This is a genomic window from Planktothrix mougeotii LEGE 06226, assembly GCF_015207485.1.
Taxonomy (GTDB): domain Bacteria; phylum Cyanobacteriota; class Cyanobacteriia; order Cyanobacteriales; family Microcoleaceae; genus Planktothrix.
Map to the genome: position 1 here is coordinate 1 of NZ_JADEWU010000031.1, position 14987 is coordinate 14987.

Annotated in this window: 13 protein-coding genes and 1 pseudogene; 6 read left to right on the plus strand and 8 right to left on the minus strand. The window is 42.8% G+C overall.

Going from position 1 to position 14987, the window contains the following annotated elements:
• Positions 1–47: 47 nt before the first annotated feature.
• The 5 genes from IQ236_RS14240 to IQ236_RS14260 all read right to left on the minus strand — a co-directional run bounded on the left by IQ236_RS14240 (position 48) and on the right by IQ236_RS14260 (position 4637).
• A complete protein-coding gene (locus tag IQ236_RS14240; protein ID WP_228041640.1) occupies positions 48–1058 on the minus strand; it encodes a transposase in 1011 nt (336 codons plus the stop codon).
• 211 nt (positions 1059–1269) lie between these two features.
• The gene (gene grxC, locus IQ236_RS14245; RefSeq protein ID WP_193869872.1) at positions 1270–1581 is read right to left on the minus strand and encodes a glutaredoxin 3; all 312 of its coding nucleotides are present in this window, start codon (positions 1579–1581) and stop codon (positions 1270–1272) included.
• A gap of 300 nt (positions 1582–1881) precedes the next feature.
• On the minus strand, positions 1882–2130 hold the full coding sequence (locus tag IQ236_RS14250; protein WP_190525149.1) for a hypothetical protein: 249 nt from the start codon (positions 2128–2130) through the stop codon (positions 1882–1884).
• Positions 2131–2516: 386 nt separating this feature from the next.
• The gene (locus IQ236_RS14255) at positions 2517–3278 is read right to left on the minus strand and encodes a PspA/IM30 family protein (protein ID WP_193869873.1); all 762 of its coding nucleotides are present in this window, start codon (positions 3276–3278) and stop codon (positions 2517–2519) included.
• Between the two features lie 90 nt (positions 3279–3368).
• Positions 3369–4637, minus strand: coding sequence for an SPOR domain-containing protein (locus IQ236_RS14260; RefSeq protein WP_228041641.1), 1269 nt, complete (start codon positions 4635–4637; stop codon positions 3369–3371).
• A 197-nt stretch (positions 4638–4834) separates the two neighbouring features.
• Between IQ236_RS14260 and IQ236_RS14265 the strand changes: the two are divergent.
• The 3 genes and pseudogenes from IQ236_RS14265 (at position 4835) to IQ236_RS14275 (ending at position 7309) form a co-directional block, all read left to right on the plus strand.
• A pseudogene (locus IQ236_RS14265) lies at positions 4835–6109 on the plus strand (RNA-guided endonuclease InsQ/TnpB family protein).
• Between the two features lie 7 nt (positions 6110–6116).
• Positions 6117–6716, plus strand: coding sequence for a DciA family protein (locus IQ236_RS14270; protein WP_193869875.1), 600 nt, complete (start codon positions 6117–6119; stop codon positions 6714–6716).
• Positions 6717–7039: 323 nt separating this feature from the next.
• Positions 7040–7309: a hypothetical protein gene (locus tag IQ236_RS14275; RefSeq protein ID WP_193869876.1), complete on the plus strand. Its 270-nt coding sequence runs from the start codon at positions 7040–7042 to the stop codon at positions 7307–7309.
• A gap of 54 nt (positions 7310–7363) precedes the next feature.
• Here the strand turns inward: IQ236_RS14275 and menB are convergent, their stop codons facing one another.
• The 3 genes from menB to tnpA form a co-directional block, all read right to left on the minus strand.
• On the minus strand, positions 7364–8197 hold the full coding sequence (gene menB, locus IQ236_RS14280) for a 1,4-dihydroxy-2-naphthoyl-CoA synthase (protein WP_193869877.1): 834 nt from the start codon (positions 8195–8197) through the stop codon (positions 7364–7366).
• Positions 8198–8375: 178 nt separating this feature from the next.
• Positions 8376–9407 carry a phosphoribosylformylglycinamidine cyclo-ligase gene (purM, locus tag IQ236_RS14285; protein ID WP_193869878.1) on the minus strand — a complete coding sequence of 344 codons (1032 nt, stop codon included), beginning with the start codon at positions 9405–9407 and terminating at the stop codon, positions 8376–8378.
• 124 nt (positions 9408–9531) lie between these two features.
• Entirely contained in the window at positions 9532–9939 is a 408-nt protein-coding gene (gene tnpA, locus IQ236_RS14290; RefSeq protein WP_193869879.1) for an IS200/IS605 family transposase, read from the minus strand.
• A gap of 59 nt (positions 9940–9998) precedes the next feature.
• Between tnpA and IQ236_RS14295 the strand changes: the two genes are divergently transcribed.
• From IQ236_RS14295 to IQ236_RS14305, 3 genes are all read left to right on the plus strand, one after another.
• A complete protein-coding gene (locus IQ236_RS14295; RefSeq protein WP_193869880.1) occupies positions 9999–11222 on the plus strand; it encodes an RNA-guided endonuclease InsQ/TnpB family protein in 1224 nt (407 codons plus the stop codon).
• An 851-nt stretch (positions 11223–12073) separates the two neighbouring features.
• Positions 12074–13261 (plus strand): septal ring lytic transglycosylase RlpA family protein, encoded by a 1188-nt coding sequence (locus IQ236_RS14300; protein WP_228041642.1) that lies wholly within the window; start codon positions 12074–12076, stop codon positions 13259–13261.
• Positions 13262–13396: 135 nt separating this feature from the next.
• Positions 13397–14929: a bifunctional pantoate--beta-alanine ligase/(d)CMP kinase gene (locus tag IQ236_RS14305; RefSeq protein ID WP_193869906.1), complete on the plus strand. Its 1533-nt coding sequence runs from the start codon at positions 13397–13399 to the stop codon at positions 14927–14929.
• The last annotated feature ends 58 nt before the right edge of the window (positions 14930–14987 follow it).

The following is a 14987-nucleotide window of genomic DNA, read 5'->3' on the forward strand; positions in this document are numbered from 1 at the left end:
AAGTTGTCTTTTGTTGAGGATTTAAGTGCTTACTCAACCCTTCAGGGTTACTCAACAAATGCCAGCCATCCCCCTATTTCTAGGTTTCGACTGAACGAATCGCACTTTCGTGCTGCATTCAAATCAGCATTGTGATAGTGACCATTCGGGCAATTAAAATCCTGTCGATTTCTTTTGCCAATAACACCACAAGTTGAACAAGATTTAGAGGTATATGGAGCGGGTCTTTTAATTAATTTCAATCCTTTAAGAGCTAACTTATAACTTAGTTTTTGCTCCAAAGAATAATAAGACCAATTATGTCGAGATTCACCCGAATCAGAACGAGATTTCTTGCTCTGTTTCATTGTGTTCCGACATCCCTCTAAATCTTCAATCACAACATCGGCATTATGATATTCGGCAAAACGAACAATTCGACGACTAACAGTATGGTTAATTGCATCCATCCATCGTCGTTCTTTCTTGTTCCATTTCTTTAAAGCTCGAAACTTTTTAGCTTCTTGAAGTTGCTGTCTTCTTTGTTGAAAATAGCGTCTTCTATGTTTAACACTATGACCTTTAAAGAATTTACCGAAACCTGTTTTTGGTGCGACTACCGCTAGATTGTTCTGTCCTCGGTCACATCCTAATCTCTTCTCTGTCTTAACTTCTGGAACTTCCTCTGTTATTGACAGATAGACATACCATTTATTTCGATGTTTAATTAACTTAAAAGATCCCCCTTGAATTGTCCCCTCTAGCAGTCCATCTAAGATAGGTTGCCAATGAGATGACGCAACTTCAATGGGGATTCTTTTTTCTCCCTTTAGAGTTGGAAATGCTATGGAATAAGTATTTCCTTTCTGGGTTAACTTCCAGTTTTGGTTATTAACTTCTACAGGAAGAACTTTGTATTGCTTGGTTTTTCGACCCGTTGGGGATGTGGTATGTCGGATAACTTGATTAACCAAGGCAGACTTTAACTCGGACATGATTTTAGCTGTTGTCATTTTGCGACGTTCTTTGATCGGCAATGACAACAACTGATTGGCAATCCGTGTGTTTTCTTCCGTCATTTGCTCAAACATAAGAGCTTTACAACGGTTTAAATTCACGAATTTTAATTTAATCGTCCGAGTTATTTTTTTCAGGGGAATTATGATAACATAAAACTTAAAAGTGTATGTCTTTAATCAATCTTCACTCCGCCTAAAGGCGGGTATTCTACATCCCACGCTTGAAAGACGTGGGCTTTGAATACGGTTATTGTAATTTTTACCCTAAATATTAAGCAGGTTCAGCTAATAACGGTTCTAATTTTCCTTCTCCATCTAATTGATAGAGCTCATTACACCCGCCAATATATTGATTATTAATAAAAATTTGGGGAACTGTGCGTCGTCCATTGGCACGTTCAGCCATTTGAGATCGTGCACTCTCATCCCCATCTATTTTATATTCTGTGAAATTAACTCCTTTCCACCATAACAAGAGTTTAGCTCGCATACAAAAGGGACAAGTTTGCCAAGTATAGATTTCAACGTTGGCTTGATTTCGTTCAGGATGACGACCGAATAGGGAATTAAACGCATCTAACATAATCAAATTCCTCAAAATCAACTCACTTTAGTTTTAACTTTAACCTATTTTCAATTTTAGGATAGTGTTGACTCTGAATTATAACAGCATTACAGTAGAGACGTGCCATGGCGCGTCTCTACAAGAATCTCATTCCCTATTCCCTATTCCCTATTCCCCATTCATCATTTGTAATTCGTAATTCGTAATTCGTAATTCCCTATTCCCTATTCCCTATTCCCTATTCCCCATTCATCATTTGTAATTCGTAATTCGTAATTCGTAATTCGTAATTCCCTATTCCCTATTCCCTCCTATCCATTAAAAATCATAATTTAAGCGTTTGAGTTGAGCTTTCATTTTACTGATGAGTTTAAACTCTTTCAAAAGCAATCCATAATAATGTAAGGCGAATAAAAAATTAATCGCAAAAAAACCTACGGTTAAAATAAATCTAAATACGGTGGAAAAATTGAATTCCGACATCATCGTAAAGATGGAAAAAACAATTGAGCAAAGCCCAAATCCAGCCGCAAATGAACTGAGAATCAGTAAACGCACTTTAGCCATCGTTAAGGGATAGGTTGGAATAAAAAATTAAATAGAGTTATTCAGTTGATCTGTCGCTTCTGCTTCTCTGATTTTAGGATTAATATAGCAGTCGCCAAGGTAGTTAGGACATAGACTGATGCTAAAACCTAAATAGAGAACTCTTTTCTTGTCTGTTCCCAGTTAAGCTGTTCCCTGTTCCCTGCTATATAAGTAAAACTACCAAATCAAACTCGTTAATACTATACAGCGAAATTCTAATAGATGGCTAAACCCATCGGAGTTTTTTCAACATTTCCAGACAAGGGCTTTCCATCGAACTTTGGGAGTCAATGGTTGCTGTAACAGCTTGTTACCCTTGACCCCTGATAAAAAGCCCAAACGCTTTAATAGATAGTAATTCCAGCTTACATCTTATCCAATTCCTTTTTCAACGCCTCTAACTCATCATCCACTGGTGTTGGATTTTTCGCCGTTGTTTGTCCCGCAGGTAAAGCCTGGGTAGCCGGAGCACCGGAAATTTGGGCTTTCAGAGCCATTAATTCGTCATCAACATCGCTTCCGGCTTCCAACGCTGCAAATTTACTTTCAAAATCTGAGCCCGCCAATTCTCCCATCGCTTGAGAACGTGATTCTAACTGCAATACTTTTTCTTCCATGCGTTCAAAAGCTGCTGTTGCGCTACTGGGATTAATATTCCCCAATAAACCTTGTAATTGTTCGTTGGCTTTGGCGGCTTGCGCCCGAGCTTTGAGCATATTCTTCTTGGTCTTGGCTTCAGAGATTTTGCTCTCCAACTGAATTAAATTGCGCTTGAGGGCATCCACTTGGCCCAGTTGCTGATCCAAAGTCAATTTAATCGTATTCGCCGTTTCCATGTAGCCTTTTTTGCGCTGTAAAGCTTCTCTGGCTAAGTTTTCATCCCCTTTTCGCAAAGCTAATTCGGCGCGAGATTGCCATTGGTTGGCTTGGGACTGGGCTTGATTATATTGTTGTTCACTACGCTTTTGAGTTGCGATCGCCTGAGCAACAGCCTGACGTAACTGCACCAGGTCTTCCTGCATATCAATGATCGCCTGTTCCAGAATTTTTTCTGGATCTTCGGCTTTACTGACCAAATCATTCAAATTAGCTCTAACAAGACGGCCAATCCGATCAAATAATCCCATGACGCTGTTCTTCCTTTGAGGGTGTACGGTTCTGTGATCACTTCTGTCTACAGTTTAACGCTAGTTCATGATGCCAGAGGAGTTAACTGATTACGGCTTCGGAATATCATAATAAGCATTAATCCCTTGAACTTTTAACTCATCCCGCAGGCGTTTAGCTGAAGCCGCCTCGCTTAAAGCCGCCACTTGGATTTTTTTCCCGGTTTTGAACTCAGCAATATAAGCATCAGGAATGACTTCTTTAGCCTGCTCAAAGGAACGTTCATCGACGTAATCCAAGACAACATAATAATAACCATCCTGGGATTTTATCGGTTCCATTGGCTTAGGTGGGGTAGGTGCAGTTGCAACTTTTGGGGCTGTACCCCCCCCCGGTTGCACCGTTGCAGCACTCCTTCCTTGTCCTGTAACTGGGGCTGGGGCGGTTGTTGTGGGGGTAGGAACTGTAGAAGTGGTGGGCTTTTTGGGTAATAATTCCTGAGTGAGATTATTTAAACCGGGGTCAGTGGGAGAGGTCAGGTTGTTTGAGGGTGCGGGTAAGGTTGTGGCTGGACTGGGTGGCACAGGGGGAGCCACGGCAGGCGTCGGCAGAACATTCGCGTTAGGATTGATATGGCTCAAGGTATCTAAATCCAAGTTAACAAATTCCTTCGCCGCTAAGTTGGGAGACAGGGAATCTGTAGGTGGGAGTGAGGTTTCCGTTGAGGCAGTTGTGGGAGGAGCCGGACTGGGGTTAGCCGTTGGGGTTGGGGTTGGGAAAAACCGATTTAACCCTAAGCTAGTCCGACTGGAGGGGGAAGACAGGACATAACTTAAGGCGGTACAAGATAACAAAAAGAGGAACATTGAGGCTATTCCCATCGGAGTTAATAAACTCGCCATCAAACTCCGTTTTTCTGGTGACTGAGAACGCCGTTCTTCTATACTTTTGATCAGGGCTTCCGTTGATTCTAAATATCCATCCGAGGGTGCTGCTACCGGAGCCGATGACTTTAAGTTAAAACTAACAGCCGGATCTTTACCATTGGTTTTCGGGTCGCTTGTTGTTGTCGCTGAGTTAGAAACGACTAAGGGTGCAGGTTGGGAGGGAACCACCGTTTCCCAGCCCGACGGTTGAGCTTGGGGTTCAAACAGTTTTCCTTGAGATGCAGCCCCTTCATTGACAGCGACTGCTACCGCATCAGGAGTTTGTTGAAATTGGGGGTTGGTTTGTCCTGTTGAGTCGGGTGTTGTCTGTTTCGTGCGTCGCCGATGACGCCGATAACGGGTTAATTCTGGCTCTAGTTGTACATCCAGACAGCCTAAAACTGCTTTGAGTTCAGACTTTAATTCTGGTTGTGGAGATTGAGGGGATTTCATCCGGGCTCCTTGACTCATTTTTAACTTTCGAGGGGGTTTGGGGGAGCGATAAGTCCCACGCTGAATTTCACGACTACAAAAAAATAACCACAAAATCAGCGTGGGTTACATGGACTCCCCCAAGTTAATTTTGTTCGGTAAATCCCGACAAAATTAACAATGATATGTTAGATTATATCAAAGAGTTGAAAGCAACAATGTTTCAGGCGTACAAGTATAGAATCTATCCCAACACTGAACAGCAAATAGCCTTAGCTAAAAGCTTTGGTTGTTGCCGTTGGTATTGGAATTATGCCCTAAACTTGTGTCAAGAAACCTATAAAGCCACGGGAAAAGGATTGTCCAGAAAAGCCATTCAAGGATTGTTACCTCAAATAAAAAAGGAATATCCTTGGCTGACAGATGCCTATTCTCAATGCTTACAAGTTGTCGCTCTCAATTTATCTAGCGCTTACAAGAACTTCTTTGAGAAACGCGCTAGATTACCTCAATTCAAATCCAAACACGGTAGACAATCAATCAGTTATCCCCAAAACGTTAAGCTTGAAGGGGATTACCTAAAATTACCAGGTAAGGTGGGATTAATTTATTGTCGTCGTCACCGAGACTTTGAAGGGACAATCAAAACCGTTACTATCTCAAGGAATCCTGATGGGAAATACTACGCATCGGTGTTAGTTGATGATGGGAAAGAAGTACCTAACTCGTCAACCGATGGAAAAGCAATTGGGATTGATTTGGGTTTAACCCATTTTGCGATTACCAGCGATGGGGACAAGTACAGTAATCCTAAACACTTTGTTAAACATGAACGCAACTTAAAACGGAAACAACAAAAATTATCCCGCAAGCAAAAGGGAAGTAACAGTAGACAAAAAGCTAAATTAAAAGTAGCTAAAGTCCACGCTAAAATCGCTCGTTGTCGAGAAGATTTTCTACACAAACTATCCCGCAAGTAGAGACGTGCCATGGCGCGTCTGTACAACGAAAACGTAGAGACGTGCCATGGCACGTCTGTACTTGCTGTAGAAGATCTGGGGGTTAAAAATATGGTTAGACACCCTAAATTAGCTAAGGCGATTAGTGATTGTGGATGGGGAATGTTCTGCACAATGTTGAAGTATAAAGCCGAAAAAGAAGGGAAAACCTATATCGAAATTGATAGATTTTTCCCTTCTTCTAAAACTTGTAATGTCTGCCTAAATCAAGTAGGTAGTTTACCTCTTGATGTTAGAAGTTGGCCTTGTGAACATTGTCAAACAATCCATGACCGAGACATTAACGCTTCAATTAATATCAAAAATGAAGCCTTGCGGATACTTCGACTATGCTCAGTACAAGTTTTGGAGTTAGGAACTAGCTCTACTGCCACACTGAGGGGATGTAAGTCGTCTGATCAAACTTTTGTTTCTTCAGGTGCTATCTCCGTTGAAGTTGGAAGCCCACACTTACTCGTAGAGAAGCGTGGGTAGTTCACAGATGCAATCCCTCCATCAAGTCTTAAGTCTGCTTCAATCTCAAATTCTCACCCCAGAACAACAACAATTTCAAGAACTTTGTGCCTATTGGCCGGAAATTGTCGGAACCGTTGCTCGTCTTCATAGCCGTGCGGTGAGTTGGCATCGAGGGGTGTTGAATGTTGCCACCTCTAGTGCCACTTGGTCTCAAGAGTTGACTTTAAAACGAATTCAACTGCTGTATCGATTAAATCAAAAACTCTTATTTCCCGTTGAGGATATCCGGTTTTCTACGGCGCAATGGCGATATCAATCTCATGGGGAGCAACACCGTTCTCCGGGTTCAAGCTCAGATGAATTCTCTCAACTTTGGCAGGATCATCCCAGTCGGGTTAATTGGCCTCCAACCCCCACCGAACCTTTCATTCATTCTCATCCTCATGGTTCTACTACGCCGTTAACCGCTTTTCAACGTTGGGCCAATAGTATTCAACAGCGATCGCAACATTTCCCGCTTTGTCCACAGTGTCACTGTCCAACGCCTCCAGGGGAATTGACTCGCTGGTCAGTTTGTTGTCTTTGTGCAATGCAAACTTTAGAAGGCCCTGGAACTGAAGCCTAAGTTTCTCTATGAAACTCTATCTTTAGGTAGTTTACAATTGGGTTTTAACGGGATTTATACGGAGTTATTAAGCCCTTCCTCCGAATTTTACCTTGATCCCCATTCATTTTATCCTGTTTTAGGCACGCTATATAAAATTTACAATTCTTAATATTTTGAATTGATTGTGTGTCTAATTTTAAACAAAACATAAAATAAGTATTAAGTTTAAACGCCCTAAAAATCAAACTCAAACGCAGACAGAATCTAAGTTTGCAGATAAAAAACCCGGATTTGCTGATCCCCGACAATTATAAATAGATAATCTTCTTGGGGAATTACAAATGGAGTCTGCAAACTTGATTTCAGTCTGTCGGCATTGCCAACGTTACACACCCGAAGGTCATCGTGGGGGGCACTGTCAGTTGCTTCAAGTTTCAGTTAAAGGCGGGTGGAAGTCTTGTCAGCTAGCGCTCCCCGCCTTTGCTCCATCCTGGGAAACCTTAGAAACCTTGATTCAGTTACAACCAGAAACACCTCGGTTACGCGACGTAATTCCCTTAGAGTCCCATCGAGTTCATGAGCCAGAAGAGGCAGAGTCCTTGTTAGCTTAGTCCAGAAATTTTGGGGGCGAAGGGTTTTTCGTCCCCCCATAGATTATCTTTTCCCTAGGGAAGCCAAGGATATTGGCGGAAATTGGGTGGCCGTTTCTCCAAGAAGGCTTGTTTGCCTTCGGTTCCTTCCTCCGTCATGTAATACAGTAAGGTGGCATTTCCTGCTAATTCCTGTAAACCCGCCTGACCATCACAATCGGCATTAAAGGCAGATTTTAAGCACCGAATAGCAATGGGACTTTTCTGCAAAATTTCCTGAGCCCATTGAATGCCTTCGGCTTCTAATTGTTCTACGGGAACGACACAATTAACTAACCCCATATCTAGGGCTTGTTGAGCATCATATTGACGACACAAATACCAAATTTCTCGTGCTTTTTTTTGACCGACAATTCGGGCTAAATAACTCGCTCCAAATCCCCCATCAAAACTCCCCACTTTCGGCCCTGTTTGACCAAAAATTGCATTATCTGCTGCTAGGGTTAAATCACAAATTAAATGTAAAACATGACCGCCACCAATGGCATATCCTGCCACCATTGCAATCACAACTTTGGGCATTGTTCGGATGAGGCGTTGTAAATCTAAAACGTTTAATCGCGGAATTCCAATATCATCAATATATCCTGCATCTCCCCGCACGCTTTGATCCCCGCCGGAACAAAAGGCATATTTGCCATCGGTATGTGGCCCCGCTCCGGTGAATAATACTACACCAATATTGATGTCTTCACGGGCATCACAAAAGGCATCATAGAGTTCAAAAACAGTTTTGGGCCGGAAGGCATTACGTTTTTCAGGACGGTTAATCGTAATTTTAGCGATGCCGTCGGCTTTGTGATAGAGAATATCTTCGTAGGTTTTGGCAATTTGCCATGCAACTGACATGATGGGTAATTAATAGGAAATAGGGAACTGGGAATTACGAATTACGAATGGGCAATAGGCAATAGTAATATGAAATCTTTAGATGTTTGCTACGCATCCGTCCCCTGTAGAGACGCGCCATGGCGCGTCTCTACAGCAATGGGTAGCACTATAGCTTATCCTAGGATTGGGAGATCAATCAATTGAGGGGTAATCCGATTAAACCCCCAGTTCCTGATACAACTTCCCCAATGGTATAGGCTAGAATTCCTTGAGTTTCAAACCATTCTCGTGTGGTTTCCGCTTGTTGAGGAGGAACCAAAACCACAAAACCCAGACCCATATTAAAGGTATCAAACATTGCTGCTAGGTTCACTTGTCCCGCTTCAGCTAACCAATTAAAAATCGGTAGCACGGGCCAACTATTGGGATGAATCTGAACGGCCTGTCCTTCTCCCAAACAGCGTGGTAAGTTTTCCGGTAAACCGCCTCCGGTAATATGGGCCATGCCATGAATTTCTACACCATTACTCCGAGCTTGTAGAATTGGTTTAACGTAAATTTGTGTCGGCGTTAAACACACATCTCCAATGGATTGACCTCCCAAGGCTTCAGGACAGTCATTCCAATTCCATCCGCCATCACTGACCACTTTTCGCACTAAACTAAAGCCATTACTGTGAACGCCACTACTCGCTAATCCAATGGCGATATCGCCGATTTGGACTTGAGAACCGTTTAACATTCGGCTTTTTTCCACAATTCCCACACAAAAACCCGCCATATCATATTCCCCCGGTTGGTAAAATCCGGGCATTTCGGCCGTTTCTCCCCCTAGCAGGCTGCATCCGGCTTGTTGACATCCTTGAGAAATTCCGGCGACGACTTGGGTTAATTGGTCACCATCAAGCTTTCCGGTCGCTAAATAGTCCAGAAAAAATAAGGGTTCGGCCCCACAAGTCAGGACATCGTTAACGCACATCGCCACTAAATCAATACCAACGGTATCATGACGGTTGAGGCTTGTAGCTAGTTTTAATTTAGTTCCCACCCCATCAGTTCCAGAAACGAGGATGGGTTCGTTATACCCCGAAGGGAGGGCAAAACAACCTCCAAACCCTCCTAATCCCCCTAATACTTCCGGTCGATAGGTTTTTTGGACGAGGTTACGAATGCCATCAACAAAATCTCGACCTGCTTGAATATCTACACCAGCTTCCCGATAATCCATCTTGTTCGATCCTTGTCTTTCTACAACCTATCTTAACGTCGTGAGAGGACTCCCGCCGAGCGCGTCAGCTTGGCGGAGAGATGAATCACGACAAAATAAAAACATGAGTGGTAACGAATACGATTTAATTTTCTGGGGTTGCTTGTTGCTCAACATATTTTTTCAGTTGTTCAACCGTGACTCCACCACAGCTTGCAACAAAGTAAGAACCTGTCCAGAAATAAGGTTTGTTATAAAAATATTTAGATGCTAACCCAGGAAATTCCTTGCGAATTAGTCTACTGCTAACAGTTTTAAGATTACCAATCAATGTTGATAGGGGTTGATCGGGTTTGTAGTCGATCAGTAAGTAAACATGATCAGATTCTCCGTTAAACTCCAGTAATGTACAATCCCATTTTTTAAGGGTATCAACAAATATTTCATGTAACCTTGTTAAGATTTCTCTACTAATTGCTTTCCTTCGGTATTTGACGACCAGTACAACATGAGCGTTAAGCCTGTAAACCGATCTAAAACCTTTGTGGTACATAGTTGACACTCTCTAACACTAAACGTTATAATACCAAACAAGTTGATATGTGAACAGAAATGTTAGACGTTCTCAAAGTAAGGTTATATCCAAACAAGGAACAGCAAACCGCTTTAGCAAAAAGCTTTGGCTGTTGCAGATTTGTTTGGAATTACTACCTAGAGAAAACTAACACTCAGCACAAGGAAACCGGAAAAGGGTTAAGTTATTTCGATATGGCAAAAGATTTAACTCAACTTAAGAAACAACCGGATTACCTGTTCCTGAAAGAAGCAACTGCTTCTGCATTACAACAATCACTCAAGAATTTGGAATCGGCGTTTAAAAACTTCTTCCAAAAAAGAGCTAGATTTCCAAAATTCAAGAGTAAACACAAAAAGCAATCCATTCGTTATCCCGAAAGTTGTTCAATCCGAGGAAATGGTTTAAAACTTCCCAAACTAGGGATTGTTAAAGCCAGAATTCCAAAAACAATTAGCAGCAAAATAAAATCTGTTACCGTGTTTAAGACCAGTACAGATAAATATTTTGCTGCTATTTTGTTTGAAACTGACGATTCAAACGCTAACAAAACTGGGAAAATTTCAGGAATTGACTTGGGTTTAACAAGTTTGGTAACGGTGTTTGATGGTGAAACCTATACCAAGGTTGACCCGATTAAACCCACTAGAAAATATGCCAAGCGATTAAGAAGAAGACAACAAGCATTGTCCCGGAAAACCAAAGGGTCTAACAATCGCAAAAAACAAGTTAAAAGAGTCGCTAAAGTTCATGAAAAGATAGCGAATACAAGAGTTGACTTCCTCCATAAACTCTCTCGAAAGTTAGTTGACGAGAACGTAGAGACGCGCCATGGCGCGTCTGTACTTGTAGTGGAAGACCTTTGTGTCAAAGGATTAGCACGTACAAAGTTAGCCAAATCTGTATTAGACGCTGGCTTTGGAATGTTAATCAACTTCCTGAACTACAAACTAGAAAGAGAAGGAGGAAAGTTAATTGAAGTTGACAGGTTTTTCCCTAGCACAAAGCTTTGTCATTGCTGCCAATTCAAGAATAATTCATTAAACTTAAGTGTTCGAGAATGGGTTTGTCCGAACTGTCAAACTCACCAAGATAGGGATGAAAACGCAGCAAAAAACATTAGGGAAGAAGGTATAAGAATACTAGCAACAAATACTGTGGGACACACAGAAATTCAAGCTTGTGGAGAAGATGTAAGACTCATTAGTGCTTGCACTGAAAAGCATTCTTCTGTGAAACAAGAATCCCCCGTCACAGCGTAGCTGTGACGGGGGAGTGTCAATTAAGCAATTTTCGGCTCTATTATTTCCGCTTCTGTCTTCTCGATTTTGGGGTCAGTTGTCAAACCTATAAGAAAATTCAATCAAAAGTCTATTTTGAAAATTTTCATTAAGTAAGAATCTCTACACCCTTTGATAGATAGGGGTTTTACCTTAAAACTGAACAGTTTAGTTTGTGAAAAAACCCGGCAAACCCCCATGAGGGAGTGATCCCCAAATTCGCAAGTTCATGTTAGTCTGTTGCAGTTCCTCAAACAAAGGTGAATGCGGAACGAGTGTGAGTTGACGAATTGAATCACCTTAAATTCGGGTTTTAAACCCAGTATTGAAATCTTCAGCCTTTGATTGTCTAACAACCCAATGCTGATCTCAATGCTCTGAATTGAGGAGATTTCAACCAGTGTAAAGCTTCAACTCGATAACCAGCAGTTTTGAGAATAGACTTGTCAACAACCCACCACTGACTTGAGTAAAAGTTCATTGGGGGCTTGAAAGATAGCCCTAGTTGACCCGCCTAAGTCTTAACTGACTCCGTTATTTAGGTCACGACACCGGGCGGATGCGAAGCTAGTCCCCTGCTCTGTCGCTTAGTATTAAACAGCTATTTGGGAGGCAGTGTACTAAGCCGAAAAAGCCTTGATAACATTGGCAAAGCTAACTTTACCCTAGAAATAGGAGGGGGAGAAATCCCCAAACCCAATTAAACGCCCTACCGAGGCGGGTCTAACCAGAACAATATCGGTAGCTTCTACCAGAAAGAGTGCGATTCAGGTATGTCAAGGAGAATAACCTCTCTTGAGGCGCAACGGTTTCATTTTATGGAAACAAATGATATGCAATATAGACCTCGATCCCTTTTTGCTCTCACCGCTAATCGGAGTAAAGATAAGCGCGGAACTCGACTAGGGGGAAGATTGATGAAGCATCAACTTTGGAGCGGTCTTACAGCAGTTCTTCTTCTGCCGATTTTAAGCATAAGCTCCTCCAGCCACGCTGAATCCACCTCAGCGTTTAACCCTAAGCCTTCAGTCAATGAAGGAGAACGTTTAAATCCTCCCGATTTTGTACCCTCAATCCCATTATTAAAAACCCCCTCTGAAGAGATCAACCTATCTACGACCCAACCTGAACCTGCCGACGTGATGAAAGTTGGAGAATATCAATCCCAACCAACCACTACCGCGTTTTTACCCGACACGGTTGCCAAAATCAAAGCTCATGAATTGAATCAAGAACAAGCGGCAACCCTTTACATTAGGAATATTCCAGTCCTGACCTTTATCCAGAATGCCAATTTTGATCCCAAAGCTAGAACAGCCCCAACGCTTCAACCGATAAAAGTGGGCTCGTATTTTGGCCAAGCTGATCTCCCTAATCCTAAAACCCCTGCAACGCAATCTACTAGCACCACCGACCCAGTTTCCCGTGCTACTGCCGTTGCAGCCGAAATTAATCAACTCATTCGCAATAACTTTGATGCGACGACGATTCAAGTTCGATGGGACGAACAGCGCCAGCATTATGTGATTGAAGTAGCTGGCAAAGAACTGGTTTCCATTGACTCACAAACGATTCTGCCGGATACGACCAATGACAAAGCAACGGATGCTTTACAAGCGACTAATCGCATTCGACGGCAAATTGGTAATGCTCCCCCTTTAAATGCAATTGAAGGTTTACCCAAGCCATCGGTTCCAGAAGTCGCCACTGGGTTTTTCTTCCGGCGAATTGAGGGTTGGGCATCTTGGTATGGCCCTGGTTTTGATGGCGGACAAACGGCGAATGGAGAAACCTTTGATCAATACGAATTAACGGCTGCCCATCCTTCTTTACCCTTTGGGACAATGGTACGAGTCACCAATCAAGATAATGGTCAATCTGTTGTTGTCCGCATTAATGATCGTGGCCCCTATGCCGGAGGTCGGGTGATTGATTTATCGAAAGCTGCGGCTCAAGCCATTGGCATGATTAGCAGTGGCGTTGCCCCTGTGCAAATTGATGTCTTGACTCCGAATCAGTGATCAGTTATCAGTGATCAGTTATCAGTGTCGGAGTTGGCTGTTAACTGTTGACGGTTGACCGATAATTAATAACTGATACGGGCGGGAGAACCCCGCCCCTACAATTGATAACTGATAACTGATAACTGATTTATGATTCGTCTGTTGACTAGCGTTGCGGCTCTGCGGTGTTATCTTCGGGGCTACCGAACCCAAAACCCTGACCAGTTAGTGGGTTTGGTTCCCACCATGGGAGGGTTACATTTAGGGCATCTGAGTTTAATTCAACGGGCGAGATCAGAAAATTCGCTGGTGGTGGTGAGTATTTTTGTCAATCCTATACAGTTTGGCCCCCAAGAGGATTTCCAAAAATATCCCCGTGTTTTAGAGGCGGATTTGCAACAATGTGAACAGGCGGGGGTTGATGTAGTTTTTGCTCCTAAAGTGGAGGAAATGTATCCCTCCTCAATGCAGACAATGGTGATTCCTCCTGCATCGATGATGTCGGGGTTGTGTGGAAAATCTCGACCCGGACATTTTCAAGGGGTGGCGACGGTTGTGGCTAAATTATTGAATTTGGTGCAACCGGATAGGGCTTATTTTGGCCAAAAAGACGCTCAACAAATTGCCATTATTCAACGTTTGGTTCAGGATTTAAACTGGCCGATTGAGATTATTCCTTGTCCGATTATTCGCGAACCTTCGGGACTGGCTTATAGTTCTCGCAATCAATATTTAACAGATAACCAAAAACAGCAAGCAACGGTTTTATATCGAGCTTTGTGTCGAGGTCAAGAACACTTTCAAGAGGGTTGTAAAACGGCTACGGATATTAAACAAATTGTACAAACTGAATTAGAAACTGAACCTGGGGTACAGGTTGAATATATTGAGTTAGTCGAACCTGAGACGTTAATTCCGTTGACAACCGTTGAAACAATGGGGTTATTGGCCGTTGCGGCTCGTGTGGGGACAACTCGGTTAATTGATAATTTGATTTTGCGTCATCGTCAACCGATTATTGCCATTGATGGGCCAGCCGGAGCCGGGAAATCGACGGTGACTCGTAAAATTGCCGAGGCGTTAGGGTTGTTGTATTTGGATACGGGGGCCATGTATCGGGCGGTGACTTGGTTGGTGCTTCAGTCGGGAATTAAGATTGATAATGAACCTGCGATCGCTGAAATCGTAAGTCAATGCCACATTGAATTAATCCCCGATAGGGAACAACCGCGAACGGTGATTAATGGCCAGGATGTGACGGAGGCAATTCGATCCTTGGAGGTCACGGCGAATGTGTCTGCGATCGCTTCTCAATGGGCCGTTCGCCAAGGGTTGGTCAAACAGCAACAAGCGTTTGGTCGTCAAGGCGGAATTGTAGCAGAAGGTCGGGATATTGGAACAACGGTATTTCCCGATGCTGAATTGAAAATTTTCTTAACCGCATCCGTGCAAGAACGGGCCAAACGGCGATTATTAGAACTGCACGCTAAGGGCCAAACAGACATCACTCAAGAACAACTGGAACAAGATATTGCCCAACGGGATCACCTTGATAGTAATCGGGCCATTTCACCTCTGCGAAAAGCCCTTGATGCGGTTGAAATTCAAACGGACAATTTAACCATTGACGATGTGATTCAACGAGCAGTGAGTTTATACCGTGAAACCATTATCAACAAAACCTAACTTTTCTTAAAAGTTTCTTCTTCTTAGCGTCCTTATGCACTAGGATTTTAGAGGTATT

What these genes read in the sequence shown, in the direction of transcription:
- IQ236_RS14255 (WP_193869873.1), bottom strand. Translation starts at nt 3,278, where the DNA reads ATGGGATTATTTGATCGGATTGGCCGTCTTGTTAGAGCTAATTTGAAT.
- IQ236_RS14295 (WP_193869880.1), top strand. Translation starts at nt 9,999, where the DNA reads ATGTTAGACGTTCTCAAAGTAAGGTTATATCCAAACAAGGAACAGCAA.
- grxC (WP_193869872.1), bottom strand. Translation starts at nt 1,581, where the DNA reads ATGTTAGATGCGTTTAATTCCCTATTCGGTCGTCATCCTGAACGAAAT.
- IQ236_RS14300 (WP_228041642.1), top strand. Translation starts at nt 12,074, where the DNA reads ATGCAATATAGACCTCGATCCCTTTTTGCTCTCACCGCTAATCGGAGT.
- IQ236_RS14260 (WP_228041641.1), bottom strand. Translation starts at nt 4,637, where the DNA reads ATGAAATCCCCTCAATCTCCACAACCAGAATTAAAGTCTGAACTCAAA.
- IQ236_RS14240 (WP_228041640.1), bottom strand. Translation starts at nt 1,058, where the DNA reads ATGACGGAAGAAAACACACGGATTGCCAATCAGTTGTTGTCATTGCCG.
- purM (WP_193869878.1), bottom strand. Translation starts at nt 9,407, where the DNA reads ATGGATTATCGGGAAGCTGGTGTAGATATTCAAGCAGGTCGAGATTTT.
- IQ236_RS14275 (WP_193869876.1), top strand. Translation starts at nt 7,040, where the DNA reads ATGGAGTCTGCAAACTTGATTTCAGTCTGTCGGCATTGCCAACGTTAC.
- IQ236_RS14250 (WP_190525149.1), bottom strand. Translation starts at nt 2,130, where the DNA reads ATGGCTAAAGTGCGTTTACTGATTCTCAGTTCATTTGCGGCTGGATTT.
- menB (WP_193869877.1), bottom strand. Translation starts at nt 8,197, where the DNA reads ATGTCAGTTGCATGGCAAATTGCCAAAACCTACGAAGATATTCTCTAT.
- tnpA (WP_193869879.1), bottom strand. Translation starts at nt 9,939, where the DNA reads ATGTACCACAAAGGTTTTAGATCGGTTTACAGGCTTAACGCTCATGTT.
- IQ236_RS14270 (WP_193869875.1), top strand. Translation starts at nt 6,117, where the DNA reads ATGCAATCCCTCCATCAAGTCTTAAGTCTGCTTCAATCTCAAATTCTC.